At 65.9% G+C, this 12,290-nt stretch carries 9 protein-coding genes; 3 read left to right on the top strand and 6 right to left on the bottom strand.

The features are described 5' to 3' along the window. Window positions 1–115 precede the first annotated feature (115 nt). Window positions 116–2,698 carry a PAS domain S-box protein gene (locus PHQ87_RS02115; RefSeq protein WP_300230713.1) on the bottom strand — a complete coding sequence of 861 codons (2,583 nt, stop codon included), beginning with the start codon at window positions 2,696–2,698 and terminating at the stop codon, window positions 116–118. A 366-nt stretch (window positions 2,699–3,064) separates the two neighbouring features. Here PHQ87_RS02115 and PHQ87_RS02120 point away from each other — a divergent pair, with 366 nt between their 5' ends. Further along, window positions 3,065–3,430, top strand: a complete 366-nt coding sequence (locus PHQ87_RS02120; RefSeq protein WP_300230715.1) for an Hpt domain-containing protein — start codon at window positions 3,065–3,067, stop codon at window positions 3,428–3,430. Window positions 3,431–3,542: 112 nt separating this feature from the next. Beyond that, complete coding sequence (locus PHQ87_RS02125; protein ID WP_300230717.1) at window positions 3,543–5,537, top strand: PAS domain-containing protein; 1,995 nt, start codon at window positions 3,543–3,545, stop codon at window positions 5,535–5,537. 28 nt (window positions 5,538–5,565) lie between these two features. Here PHQ87_RS02125 and PHQ87_RS02130 read toward each other — a convergent pair whose 3' ends face one another. From PHQ87_RS02130 to tolB, 5 genes are all read right to left on the bottom strand, one after another. After that, on the bottom strand, window positions 5,566–6,366 hold the full coding sequence (locus PHQ87_RS02130) for a tRNA threonylcarbamoyladenosine dehydratase (RefSeq protein ID WP_300230719.1): 801 nt from the start codon (window positions 6,364–6,366) through the stop codon (window positions 5,566–5,568). 1 nt (window position 6,367) lies between these two features. Beyond that, on the bottom strand, window positions 6,368–7,480 hold the full coding sequence (locus tag PHQ87_RS02135; protein WP_300230721.1) for a YeeE/YedE family protein: 1,113 nt from the start codon (window positions 7,478–7,480) through the stop codon (window positions 6,368–6,370). Between the two features lie 79 nt (window positions 7,481–7,559). Next, window positions 7,560–8,345 (bottom strand): tol-pal system protein YbgF, encoded by a 786-nt coding sequence (ybgF, locus tag PHQ87_RS02140; RefSeq protein WP_300230723.1) that lies wholly within the window; start codon window positions 8,343–8,345, stop codon window positions 7,560–7,562. 5 nt (window positions 8,346–8,350) lie between these two features. Beyond that, on the bottom strand, window positions 8,351–8,929 hold the full coding sequence (gene pal / locus PHQ87_RS02145) for a peptidoglycan-associated lipoprotein Pal (RefSeq protein ID WP_300230725.1): 579 nt from the start codon (window positions 8,927–8,929) through the stop codon (window positions 8,351–8,353). A 77-nt stretch (window positions 8,930–9,006) separates the two neighbouring features. After that, window positions 9,007–10,317 carry a Tol-Pal system beta propeller repeat protein TolB gene (gene tolB / locus PHQ87_RS02150; protein WP_300230727.1) on the bottom strand — a complete coding sequence of 437 codons (1,311 nt, stop codon included), beginning with the start codon at window positions 10,315–10,317 and terminating at the stop codon, window positions 9,007–9,009. 160 nt (window positions 10,318–10,477) lie between these two features. Here tolB and msbA point away from each other — a divergent pair, with 160 nt between their 5' ends. Continuing rightward, window positions 10,478–12,286, top strand: coding sequence for a lipid A export permease/ATP-binding protein MsbA (msbA, locus tag PHQ87_RS02155; RefSeq protein ID WP_300230729.1), 1,809 nt, complete (start codon window positions 10,478–10,480; stop codon window positions 12,284–12,286). Window positions 12,287–12,290 lie beyond the last annotated feature (4 nt).

Genomic DNA, 12,290 nt, shown 5'->3' on the forward strand with positions numbered 1-12,290 from the left:
CTCACCCGACCTGATCGAGCTCGACGAGTACGAGCGCGGCCCGCAGCGGCCGGCCCAGTTGTTCATGGCGCGCGAGGGGTTCCGGTTCTGAGCGGCGCCGCCCCAAGGCAAGCGCTCAGCGCCGATGGATCGCCTGATGGAGTTTGAGTGCCAGATCGGCCTTCTTGTACGGTTTGGTCAGGAGCAGGTCGTCCGCAAACCGGTGATCGTGCAGGGTCATGGCGTCTTCCGTGTAGCCGGAGGCAAACAGCACCGGCAGTGTCGGCCGGATCTCCCGGGCCTGGGCGGCGAGTTCCGGGCCGGTCATGCCGCCCGGCATGATCACGTCGGTGAACAACACCGCGATGTCCGGTTGCGACCGGATCAGCTCGAGCGCCTCTCGCCCGTCCGCGGCCGACACCACCTCGTAGCCGAGTTTCTTCAGCACCGTGGTCGCGTAGCTGCGCACCAGGTCATCGTCTTCGACGAGCAGCACCCGCTCGCCCTGGCCCATGGGGAGGTCCGCCGTGTTCACGGATGGCGCCGGTACGGCGTCGGCCTCCGGTTCCCGGCGGGCGACGGGCAGGAGCATCTTGATGCTCGTGCCCCGGTTTTCCGCGCTGTCGATCGCGATGTGGCCGGCCGACTGCTTGATGAAGCCATGCACCATGGCCAGGCCCAGCCCGGTGCCCTGCCCTTTGGGCTTGGTCGTGAAGAACGGATCGAACACCTTGGACAGCATGCGCGGCGAGATGCCCTTGCCGGTATCCGCCACCTCGATCTGGACGTAGGTGGCCGGCGTGCCGCTCCCCTGGTGCACCGGCGGTGCATCGGGCGTGACGGTGGAGGTGGCAATCGTCAGGCACCCGCCCTCGGGCATCGCGTCACGGGCATTGATCGCGAGGTTCAGCAAGGCGCTTTCGAGCTGCACCTCGTCCACCACGGCAGGCGGGACAGCGGGGTCCAGCGCCAGGGTGATCTCGATGTGCTCGCCCAGTGTCCTGTGGAGCAAACCGTGCATGCCCTGCGCCAGGCGGTTGACGTCCACCGGGGCCGGTGAGAGTTCCTGCTTCCTGGCAAAGGCCAGCAAGCGGCGCACCATGATGGCACCTCTGTCCGCCGCGTCGCTGATCGATTGCAGCAGTGGCTTGTTGCCGCTGTCGTGTGTGCTGTCCAGCAGCAGCCCCGTATTGCCCCGGATCACCGTCAGCAGGTTGTTGAAGTCATGGGCGATGCCGCCCGTCAACTGCCCGATCGATTCGAGCTTCTGGGACTGGTTGAGCTGATCCCTGAGCACCCGTTGCTCGGTCATGTCCCGAAAGTAGACCGAGATGCCTTCGGCTGACGGGTAGGCGTTCACCTCGAAGTGCTTTTGCAGCGGCTCGTACCACTCCTCGAAACGGACCACTTCGGCGTGGCGCATGCACCGCTCGTAGTTCTGCTGGAACGCGGTGCCAACCGCTTCCGGAAACGCCTCCCAGACGTTCTTGCCGATGAGGTCCTCCTTCTTGCGATCCAGCAGGACTTCTGCGTGCGAGTTCATCAGGGTGACGTGCCAGTTCCTGTCCATGGCAAAGATCGCGTCGGTCATGCTCTCCAGCACGGTCTCGTAGCGCCTTGCAGCCTGCTTGACGTCACGCTCCAGCCGGATGCGCGCATCGATGTCCATGGCAGTGCCGTACCACGAGTCTTCCGGGTCACCCTGAAGCTTCATCCGGGTCACCCGGGCCAGGTGCCACCGGTACTGGCCATCCTTGCGGCGGATCCTGAACATGGACTCGAAGCGGACATCGCTACCGCTGGACGGAACCCAGCCGGTCGCGACATGGGTGACGTCATCGGGATGCACGATCGCGGTCCAGCCATCGCCCAGCAGCGCCTGCGCCGCGATGCCCGAGTAGTCGGCCAGGGAGCGGCTGGTATAGGTGAGCTGGCGGCCCTGATCGGCCGTCCAGATGATCACCGGGAGGGTTTCCGCCAGGCTCTGCCAGCGTTGCAGACTCCTGGCCAGTTCGAGTTCGATCTCCTTTTGCCGGCTGATGTCCTGGAACGTACCTTCGACGCCACGGACGCGTCCGCCGTCGTGGACGACGGCACGAGCGGTCACCCGGATCCATCGGCTGGCCCGGGAGCCGCTGGCGATCCGGAACTCATCCTCGAAGCCGGTCCGGGTGCGGGCACAGGCCTCCAACTGTTCCTTGAAGCGCTGCCGGTCCTGCTCGCTGTAGCAGGCCAGGACTTCTTCCAGCGCGTGGTCGTGCTCCACGGACAGGCCGTGCAGCCGGAAGACCTCGATGGAGCAGGTGGAGGCCCGGGTGCCGGTGCTGTATTGCCAGGCGCCCAGATGACCCACTTCCGAGGCCATGGCCAGCAGGCGCGACATGGTCTGCGCCGTGTTCCTGGTCATTTCGAGGCCGGCACGCGTCTTGCCCAGCCAATAGGCGATGACCGTGGTGACGACCACGGCCAGCATCGAGATCAGCCGGTTTGAGACATACACCTTGGCCGCCACGCCCGGCGGCGGCGGTGGCGACCACATCCATCCCAGCAGCGTGAGCAGCACGGCCGTGGCCCCCAAGACCACGAGCGCCCTGGGGGGCGCGAATGTTGCGGCCAGCACGAGCACGGGCACGTAAAGAACCCCGTGGGCAAACCCCAGCGGGGTGAACAGGTCGCCCACAAACAGGCCGGCCATCAGCAGCCCGGAGACCACGGCCATGATCAATCTGGCCTGCTTTTGAAGGGCATTCGGCGATGGAAATACCGGCATGGGCAATGAAATGGTTGAAGATGGTCGGTGAATCCAACGCCATTAATTAGGTCATCGATCGCAAGAATCCCATAACAACAACGTATTCAGTTTCAAGACCGCCGGCCACGGTTCCGCCTAGCTTCAATTATTGCGCACCTGCGGCAGGAATCGGCGCGGCGGCCACGGCCGCTCGGACAATGGGCCTGCGGGGTATATTTACAACCAGAAACACCGGCCGGCGACGCCTCCCCCTCCTGTGCGTGGCCCGCTGGCCCTCATGGCGGTGCCCCCCGGGCGCCGCATGAGCCATCCACTCCGGACCCGGCGCAATCCATGGCAATTTCCACCGACACCAGCATACATCCTGTCTACGATCCCGATGTCATTGCCCAATATGCCGAGGATGACGAGGATCTGGCGGCGGAGCTGCTGACCATATTCACGAATCAGCTCAACCGGGAAGCGGTATCGATTGCCGAAGCCCTGCGCGACCGGGACTGGAACAAACTGATGAGCACGGCGCACCGGCTCAAATCGTCGGCGCGCACCGTGGGTGCCATGGCGTTGGCGGATTACTGTGCGCGCCTGGACAACCCCGGCAACGTACCGGCCGACGATATTGCCCTGGCGCTTGGCGGCCGCATTGCGGCCGGCATCTTCGAAACCGCGGAAAAAATCAGGGCGAACACCGGCCAGTGACCTGCTGGCGTGCCGCCCATGAAGGCCACGGCACACGGCACCCCTGAAAACCTGCGAACATCCGTCATCAAAGAACCACGCGACGCCACCTCACCAGCTGCACAGAGGCTTCATGAATCCATCAGACACCCTGGTCCCGGAAACGCCGGCGGACAAGCTCGCCAGGTATTCAGCCTGCGGCATCATCGAACTCGATGCCTCTTTGCGCGTCGTTGCCATCAATGCACCCTTGCTCGACTGGCTGAATATCGAAGCCAAAGACTGCGTGGGGCCCGATGGTGCCGGCGTTTCGTTTGTGGAGCTGGCCAGGATCAACGATGAAGAATGCGTGCAGCGCCTGCGGAAGTTTGTCGCCAGCGCGTTGGCCGGGATACCGCCTGCTGCGTTGCACATCCGGCTCTGGGGGAAGGGGCGTTCGTTCATCACCGCCAGGCTGCTGGCCGGCGAAGTGGACTTGCAGGCGCCGGTGCCAACCGTCAACGTGTCCATCATCGATGCCACGGAGGAAATGGACACCATCCGGGAACTGAAGGCAAAGATCGCGTTTTTGCAGGGCACGGTTGACCGCTCACCGTCCGCGCTGGCGTATTTTGACGCCGACCTGGTCTGCCGGTTTTCCAACCGGGCTCACTCGGCCCGGTATGGCCGCGTGCCGGCGGGTGTCGTCGGGCTGCACCTCGAGGACATCCTGTCCCCGGCACTGCTCAAAGATCTGCTGCCCAGAATCGCCCGGGTTCTGAGCGGTGAATCGCTGTCGTTTGAGGCCGAGCGCCAGGGCGACAACGGTGAACACAAGTTCTTTTCCGTGCGGCTGACGCCGGATTTTGACGGTGCCCATGTCGTGGGGTTCTTCGCCGAGCACAACGACATCACCGACCGGAAGATGACCGAGGATCTGGTCTTCGTCGCCAACCAGGAGCTGGAGGAACAGTACCAGCGCAAGGCGCTGGAATGCCGGCAGCAGGCGGAACAACTCGCGCACCTGGCGCTCGAGGCCCGTGACCGGGCCCAGTTCGTTGTCGACGCCGATGGCACCATCGTGGCCTGGCCTCCCGGTGCCGCCCGCCTTTTTGATCGCAGCGAAGCCGCCTGCCTGGGCCGGAACATCGAAGAGTTGTTCGTCAGCGAGCGGTCAACCCCTTTGAACGGCGACCTCATTCGCCGCCTGCCGCAAGAGGACAGCGAGACCGTGGCCCGTGTCAGCGCCTGGGGCCTCAGGTCGGGCGATCGCCGTTTCTGGGCCGATTGCAGTTTCGCCCCGCTGTCCTGCGGCGCCGATGAACGCCGGCTTTTCTCCTGCGTGGTGCACGACCTGACCGAGTCCGGGCTGCTGGAGGGCATGTTGCGCTCGCAGGGCCGCTCGCTACAGGACGAGGTGCAAAAGCAGGCGGCACTCCTGTCCCGGATCAACGAGGATTTCGACAACTTCTCCTATCTCGTCGGGCATGATTTCCGCGCGCCGTTGCGGCATATCAAGGGCTACGTCCAATTGCTCAAGGAGTCGGAGGTCGTGGCCGCGTCAAGCCCGGATCTCCGGTACGTGGATGACATCGATCGTCTGGCCTCCAAAATGGGCGGCATGGTCGATGCGCTGCTGGAATACACCCGGCTGGGCAGCGAGACACCCGCCTTTGCCAAGGTGGATGTCGGACAACTGATCAAGGCCACCGTCGGTCAGTTCAAGGCGCAGCACAGCAACCGGCTGATCCACTGGGAGGTCGAGCCGGAGATGCCGCAGGTCAGAGGTGATCCTGCCCTCCTGGGCGAAATGTTCTCGCGTCTGGTCGATAACGCGGTGAAGTTCACCGCCAAAACGGCGGGTGCAACCATCCAGGTCGGCGTGCGCGAAGGCTCTCCCGGGCGGTGCGTGATCTTCATCAAGGACAATGGCGCGGGCTTTGACGCCGCGCAGGCCCCCAATCTGTACCTGCTGTTCCAGCGCCAACACCACACCATGGATTTCCCGGGTCTGGGCACAGGGCTGGCGATCTCGCAGCGCATCGCACAAAAGCATGGCGGCACCATCGAGTGCGTGGCCAAGCGCGATGAGGGCTGCACCGTGTACCTTGAAATTCCCCTGTGGACGCAGCAGACCGCGGCGGCTTGAGCGCGGGCCGCGGCGACGCGCGCCTGCGTCAGCGGCGGCCGCCGCCAGCCTGCGCCAGCCGGTTCATGACCCAACTGGCCGCACACAGGCCGAAGGTGGCGGTCACCGTCACGGCCGAGCCATAGCCGTGGCAATTGAGGCTGTGGTCACCACCGCCTTCGACCACGCAGGAGGCATCGGCGGGTACCACCGCTTCGCGGCTGAAGACGCAACCCACGCCGATGCGGCCTGACCGGGCCGCACCGTGGTGGCGGCGCAGGCGGTAGCGCAACTGGGCGAGCAAGGGATCGTGTGTGACCTCGGCCAGATCCGCCAGGTCCACCGCATGCGCCAGGCGTTTGCCACCGGCCGCACCCACCGTGATGAAGGGCACGCCCGAGCGCATGGCCCAATGTGCCATGGCCGTCTTGGCCCTGATCTGGTCGCACGCGTCCACCAGCGCGGACGGCAGGGCCGCACCGTCGCCCAGCAGGGCCGGCCAGTTGTCGGGCGTCACGAAATCGTCGATGACGCGCACCTGGCAATCGTGGTTGATCTGGGCGATCCGGGCGCGCATCGCCTCCACCTTGGCCGCACCCAGCGTGCTGTCGAGCGCATGAATCTGCCGATTGATGTTGGACTCGGCAATGTGGTCCATGTCGATCAGGGTCAGGTGCCCCACCCCGCTGCGCGCCAGCGCCTCCACGGTCCACGAGCCCACGCCCCCGATACCGGCGACCACCACGTGAGCATCGAAGATGCGCTGTGCCGGCTCGATCCCGTACAGGCGCTGCAGGCCACCGAACCGGCGCGCGGGATCGGCGCTGGCCGCCGCGCTCAGGGCAACCATGTCAGGCACGCTCCAGCAGCCACATCTGGAAGCGGAAACCGCCAAGCGCCCCCAGCACGATACCCGCGACAGCAATCACGCTGGTCAGGCCCAGGGTTGACAGGCCGGACAGGCCCTGCCCCACCGTGCAGCCCATGGCGGTGACACCGCCAATGCCCATGCAGGCGGCGCCGGCCAGGTGCAAGGCGGTATCCTGGGTGCCGCGAAAGCCCTCCCAGCGGAACTCGCGCGCCAGCATGGCCTGCACCCAGGCACCGGCCACGACGCCGAAGACCGACACCACGCCCAGGGTCAGGCGCTTGGACGTATCGCTGAAGTAGATCAGCCAGTCGAGCGTGTAGGCCATCGGCGCCGTGAATGTCATCGCCTCCATGCGGCTCGAGTTGGTGGCGAGATACACCGACTCCAGCGTTTCGGGGTGCTCAGGCACAAAGCCCAGTTTGCCACTGACCCACCACATCGCGGCAATCGTCGCGCCAATGCCGACGCCCGCCAGAAGACCATGACCGGTACGGAAGTCGGCACTGGCCAGGGCCCAGGCTATCAGGCCCAGCCCCACCACCAGCGCCATGACCAGCGATGCCGTCTCGGGGGACAGCCCGACCGACGCAGCCAGCGCCACGGGGATGGATGCGCCGGTTTCGACATCAAAGGCCACCTTGTCGACCGAGTTGACACGGGCCACCGCCATGAAACCGCGCATGGTCGCAAAGGCGGCCAAGCCCATCACGAAGAAAACCACCAGTGACTTGAGACTGCCGCCGCCGATGCGCACCAGCGTCTTGCTGCCGCAGCCCGAGGCCAGCACCATGCCGAAGCCGAACAGCGCCCCACCCGTGAGCGCCGACAGCCAGATGATGCGCCCGGAGGCGTAGATGGTCATCGCCGGATCGATCCAGCCCGCCCAGGCCATGAGGTGAAAGCCGATCATGGCCACGCCGACCGCCATGCCCCACATGCGCATGCGCACCCACGAGCCCATGTTCACGACATCGCTGATGGCACCCATGGTGCAAAAGTGGGTGCGCTGGGCAATGAAGCCAAATACGGCGGCCACCGCGAAGGCGGCCCAGAGCACGGTGTTTTGCAGGGAGTGCAGTTCGGCGATTTCCATGGGGCGTGATTGTAGAAGGTGAGCGCCACCGGCGTTCGCCGGTGGGTCGGCCTCCTCGACCGTCCCCGTCCAGCCTGGCTCAGCGCAGCTTCGCCAGCCGCTCCTTGGCGACCGCGGCCGCTTCCGATGCCGGATGGGCCTTGATCAGATCACTCAGCGTTTGCCGGGCCGCCTTCACCTCCTTGAGCTCCACCAGGCTGTTGGCCACGGCCAGCATGGCCTCGGGAACGCGCGGGTGCGACGGATGGTTGTTGATCAGCTGCCGGTGGGTGCCGACGGTCTCGCGGTATTTGCGGTTGGCGTATTGGGCGTTGCCCAGCCAGTAGAGCACCGAAGGCCGGAAACCACTGTCGGGGTACTGCCGCAAAAAGTTCTGAAAGGCGGTTTCCGCCTGCGGAAAGTCGGCTGCCCGCATGGCTTCCAGCGCCGATTCGTAATCGCGCTTTTCAGCGGGCAAGGCCTTGAAGGACTGCCCGTCGAAGGTCACCAGCGCCGGCTCCATCTCGCGCAGGCGCTCCTCCACGCCCTGCTGGGCATCCTTTTGCTGCCGTTGCAGCTCGGACACGTGGCGGGCCAACTCTTCATTCTGGCCCCGCAACTGGGCGACTTCCGCGCGCAACTGCTCGATCTGGCTGGCCAGCTCGATCAGGCCACGCTGGTGTGCCGAACTCTCCCGGAGTTCCTTGAGCGCAAGGTCGGAGGTCGCCTTGTAGGCCTCGAAGCGCTGGCGCAGATCAATGATGGCCTTGCGGGCTTCGTCGTCGTTGAACAGCGCATGCGCCTGCAGCGGCCACCACGCCGCCGCCAGCAACGCCAGGGCTGCCCACCCTGATCGCCGCCCCGGATTCCGTGCAGTCCCGGCCATCATCATCAGCGGTAAACCAGTTCAACGCGGCGGTTCTGGGCGTACGAACCTTCGTCGAAGCCCACCGCGGCGGGCTTCTCTTCACCAAAGCTGACGGGCTCCATCTGGCTGTCGGGGATGCCCATCAGGGACAGGGCCCGGCGGACGGATTCGGCACGCTTCTGACCCAGTGCCAGGTTGTATTCGCGGCCGCCACGCTCGTCGGTGTGACCCTCGAGGTTGACCTTGCGGTTGGGGTTGGCCCGGAGGTAGCGCGCATTGGCCTCCAGAATGGGGGTGGCGTCCGAGCGCACATCGAAGCTGTCGAAGTCGAAATACACCAGGCGCTCCAGACCGGCAGGCTGAGGGGTGTCGATGCCCGGCACGTTGACGCCGTCCATGCTGCCCTGGTCCATGGCGGTGCCGCCCTGGTCGGTGCCGGTGCTGGCCGTGGCTGCCGAGCGGTCCTCGACAGGCGCCTCGTCGAGCTTGACGCTGGAGCCGCAGGCGGCCAGTGCCATCAGCAACGCCACGGCAGCCGTGCGCTGGACAAGGGGACGGGAGAGTCGGGTGGCCAGGGACGTGGCGATGCTTCGAGTGGTCATGGCAGTGCTAGGGAAGGAGGGGAAGAAGGAAAGGTCGTGTGTCATGTGGCGCCGGCACGGGGCCGGCGCGGTCAGGTTCATTTCAGGAAAGGCCCCCAGTCGGGCTCGCGGATTTCGCCCTGCACGCTGGCCAGCCGGGTTTTGACACGGCCGTCCAGCGTGGTGGTCATCAGGGCCTCCCCGCGGTCGCGCGTGGCGTAGATGATGAGGCGGCTGTTGGGCGCGAAGCTCGGGCTCTCGTCAGCCGACGTCTCGGTCAGTGCCGTGGTGTTGCCCGACGCCAGGTCCATGACATGCAGTCGGAACGCGCCACCGAGGCGGGAGATGAAGGCCAGCCATTTGCCATCCGGGCTGGGTGCCGGCGATATGTTGTAGTTGCCGTTGAAGGTGATCCGCTGCGCGCCCCCGCCATTGGCATCCATGCGGTAAATCTGCGGCGAGCCGCCGCGGTCGCTGACGAAGTAGATGCTGCGGCCGTCGGCGCTGAACACGGGCTCGGTGTCGATGCCGCCCGACTGCGTGAGCCGGCGCGGGGCCGTTCCGTCGAGGTTCAGCGCATAGACCTGGGCGTTGCCGGAAATGGACAATGCAGCGACCATGCGGCGTCCGTCGGGCGACCACGATGGCGCACTGTTGGAGCCGCGGAAGTTGGCCAGCAAGCGGCGGCGGGCCGTGAAGATGTCGTGCGAGTAGATGACCGGCTTGCGGGACTCGAACGAGACGTACATCAACTCGTTGCCGGCCGGCGACCACGAGGGCGAGATCAGGGGCTGGTTGCTGCGGAACACTTCCTGCGCGACCTCGCCATCGGCATCGGCCACCCACAGGCGATGCGTGTTGCCCTGTTTGGACACATAGGCGATGCGGGTCGAGAACACCCCCTTGTCACCGGTGAGCTTCTCGTACATGAAGTCGGCGATCCGGTGTGCGGCCTGGCGCAGATCGCGCGTGGTGACCGGATAGCTCATGGCCCCCAGGTCCTGACCACGGACCGCGTCCCAGAGGCGGAAACGGACGTCGAAACGGCCATCGGCCAGCCGCGACACGCTCCCGGTCAGCAGGGAGTCGGTGCCCTTGCTCCGCCAGGGCGCCAGATCGGGGCGGGACGACTCATCGAGGTGGTAACCCAGCGGCGGCACGAAGCGGAACTGGCCAGAGCGCTCCAGGTCGGCGCGAATGATGGCCGCCATGTCCTGCGTCACCAGCCCGTTGTCGCGAAACGGTGCAATGGAAAAGGGGATCTGCGTGGCCCCGGCGCCCGCCACTTCGACGCGGAATTGTGCCCAGGCCGGGGTGAACGGGACGGCGGCTACAGCCGCGGAAGCTGCGGCCTGGCCCAGCCAGGTGCGGCGCGAAAAGCGAAATGCAAGGCGGTGGTTATCGTGCATGCGAGGCGTTGGGGTTATTGGACCTTGGTGGATGAATTTCACTCAAAGTTCCATGCGATGCATCGCATTGGATAATACCGGATGACGCAAGGCTGTCCGTCACAAGATGTGATCGCCTTGGAGGCCATTGGCGCCTGCAGTCCTCCCGCCCACTTCGCACATGTCCGATAAGCCGCCCGAGTCCCTTTCCATCCTTCAGCGTCTGCGGCGGTTCTGGCCCTATTTCCGGCAGGCCCGCAGCGGCATCGCGCTGGCCGTGATCGGCACCGTGATCGGCGCCGTCAGCGAGCCGATGATCCCGGCCCTGCTCAAAACCCTGCTCGACCGCGGCTTCACCGAAGGCCGCATCGATCTGTGGATGGTGCCTGTCGCCCTGCTGGGCCTGTTCGGCCTGCGCGGGATGGCGGGTTTCGTGGCGCAGTATGCGCTGTCCTACACCGCCAGCCTGGGTCTGCTCAACCTGCGGCGGGCCATGTTCGTCCGGCTCAACGTGGCCGAGCCGGGCCTGTTCGCGCGCCAGAGCGCCAGCAAGCTGTCCAACACCCTCGTCTACGAAGTCCAGAACGGATCGACCACCCTGGTCAATGCCCTGCTCACCCTGGCCAAGGACAGCCTGACCTTGGTGGCATTGATGGGCTACCTGATGTACCTGAACTGGAAGCTGACACTGATCGTGCTGCTGCTGTTCCCGGGACTGGTGGTGATCATGAAGGTGCTCTCGCGCCGCCTGTACAAACTCACACGGGCCAGCCAGCAGGCCACCGACGAGCTGGCCTACGTGGTGGAGGAGAACGCGCTGGCACACCGGATGATCCGGCTGCACGGCGCCCAGGCCCAGCAAGGCGGCCGCTTCGAGCGGCTGAGCGTGGTGTTGCGCCGGCTGGCACTGAAGTCAACCATCGCCCAGGCGGCCATGACGCCCCTGACGCAGTTGCTGGCCGCCGCTGCGCTGTCGGCCGTGATCGCCATCGCGCTCTGGCAAAGCAGCACCTCGGGCGTGACGGTGGGCAATTTCGTGGCCTTCGTCACCGCCATGCTGATGCTGATCGCCCCGGTGCGCCACCTGGCCGAGATCGCCGGGCCCATCACCCGCGGTCTGGCCGCGCTGGAGCGTGGCCTGGAGCTGATCGAGGGCACGCCCGAACAGACGGGTGGCCACCACGCGCCAACGCAGGTCAAAGGCGAGCTGTCGCTGCAGGATGTCTGGGTCCGATACCCGAGGCGCGAAGGTGAAGTCGACGCGCGCCCCGCCCTGCGCGGTGTCACGCTGGATGTGCGTGCCGGCGAGGTGCTGGCCCTGGTCGGGCCCTCGGGGTCGGGCAAGACGACGCTGGTCAACCTGCTGCCGCGTTTTCTCGAACCGAGCCAGGGGCGCATCCTGCTCGATGGAGTGGCCCTGCCCGACTGGGATCTGATGGCCCTGCGGCGCCAGTTCGCCATGGTCAGCCAGGATGTGGTCATGCTCAACGACTCCCTGGCGGCCAACGTGGCGCTGGGGTACGCCGATGCCGAAGGCATCGACGAGCAGCGTGTCCTGGCGGCCCTGCAATCGGCCAACCTCGGCGAGCTCGTGGAGCGCCTGCCCGAGGGTATCCACACCGGTGTCGGGCACAACGCCACCGAGTTGTCCGGCGGCCAGCGCCAGCGCCTGGCCATCGCCCGCGCGATCTACAAGGACGCGCCCATCCTGATTCTCGACGAGGCGACCTCGGCACTGGACAACGAATCCGAGCGCCTGGTGCAGGATGCCCTGTCGCGCCTGATGGCAGGCCGCACCACCCTGGTGATCGCGCATCGCCTGTCCACCATCGAGCACGCCGACCGGGTGGTGGTGCTGGCCGACGGCCAGCTGATCGAACAGGGTACGCACCAGCAGTTGCTGCGCCTGGGCGGGATGTATGCGCGGCTGCATGCGCAAGGGTTCGGTCCGGCCAGCCCGGTGGCCAGCACCGACATTCCGATCGACTGACACC

It is taken from the genome of Hydrogenophaga sp. (genome assembly GCF_028698005.1).
Lineage (GTDB): Bacteria > Pseudomonadota > Gammaproteobacteria > Burkholderiales > Burkholderiaceae_C > Hydrogenophaga.

What these genes read in the sequence shown, in the direction of transcription:
- PHQ87_RS02130 (WP_300230719.1), bottom strand. Translation starts at nt 6,366, where the DNA reads ATGGTTGCCCTGAGCGCGGCGGCCAGCGCCGATCCCGCGCGCCGGTTC.
- PHQ87_RS02115 (WP_300230713.1), bottom strand. Translation starts at nt 2,698, where the DNA reads ATGGCCGTGGTCTCCGGGCTGCTGATGGCCGGCCTGTTTGTGGGCGAC.
- msbA (WP_300230729.1), top strand. Translation starts at nt 10,478, where the DNA reads ATGTCCGATAAGCCGCCCGAGTCCCTTTCCATCCTTCAGCGTCTGCGG.
- PHQ87_RS02120 (WP_300230715.1), top strand. Translation starts at nt 3,065, where the DNA reads ATGGCAATTTCCACCGACACCAGCATACATCCTGTCTACGATCCCGAT.
- pal (WP_300230725.1), bottom strand. Translation starts at nt 8,929, where the DNA reads ATGACCACTCGAAGCATCGCCACGTCCCTGGCCACCCGACTCTCCCGT.
- PHQ87_RS02125 (WP_300230717.1), top strand. Translation starts at nt 3,543, where the DNA reads ATGAATCCATCAGACACCCTGGTCCCGGAAACGCCGGCGGACAAGCTC.
- PHQ87_RS02135 (WP_300230721.1), bottom strand. Translation starts at nt 7,480, where the DNA reads ATGGAAATCGCCGAACTGCACTCCCTGCAAAACACCGTGCTCTGGGCC.
- ybgF (WP_300230723.1), bottom strand. Translation starts at nt 8,345, where the DNA reads ATGGCCGGGACTGCACGGAATCCGGGGCGGCGATCAGGGTGGGCAGCC.
- tolB (WP_300230727.1), bottom strand. Translation starts at nt 10,317, where the DNA reads ATGCACGATAACCACCGCCTTGCATTTCGCTTTTCGCGCCGCACCTGG.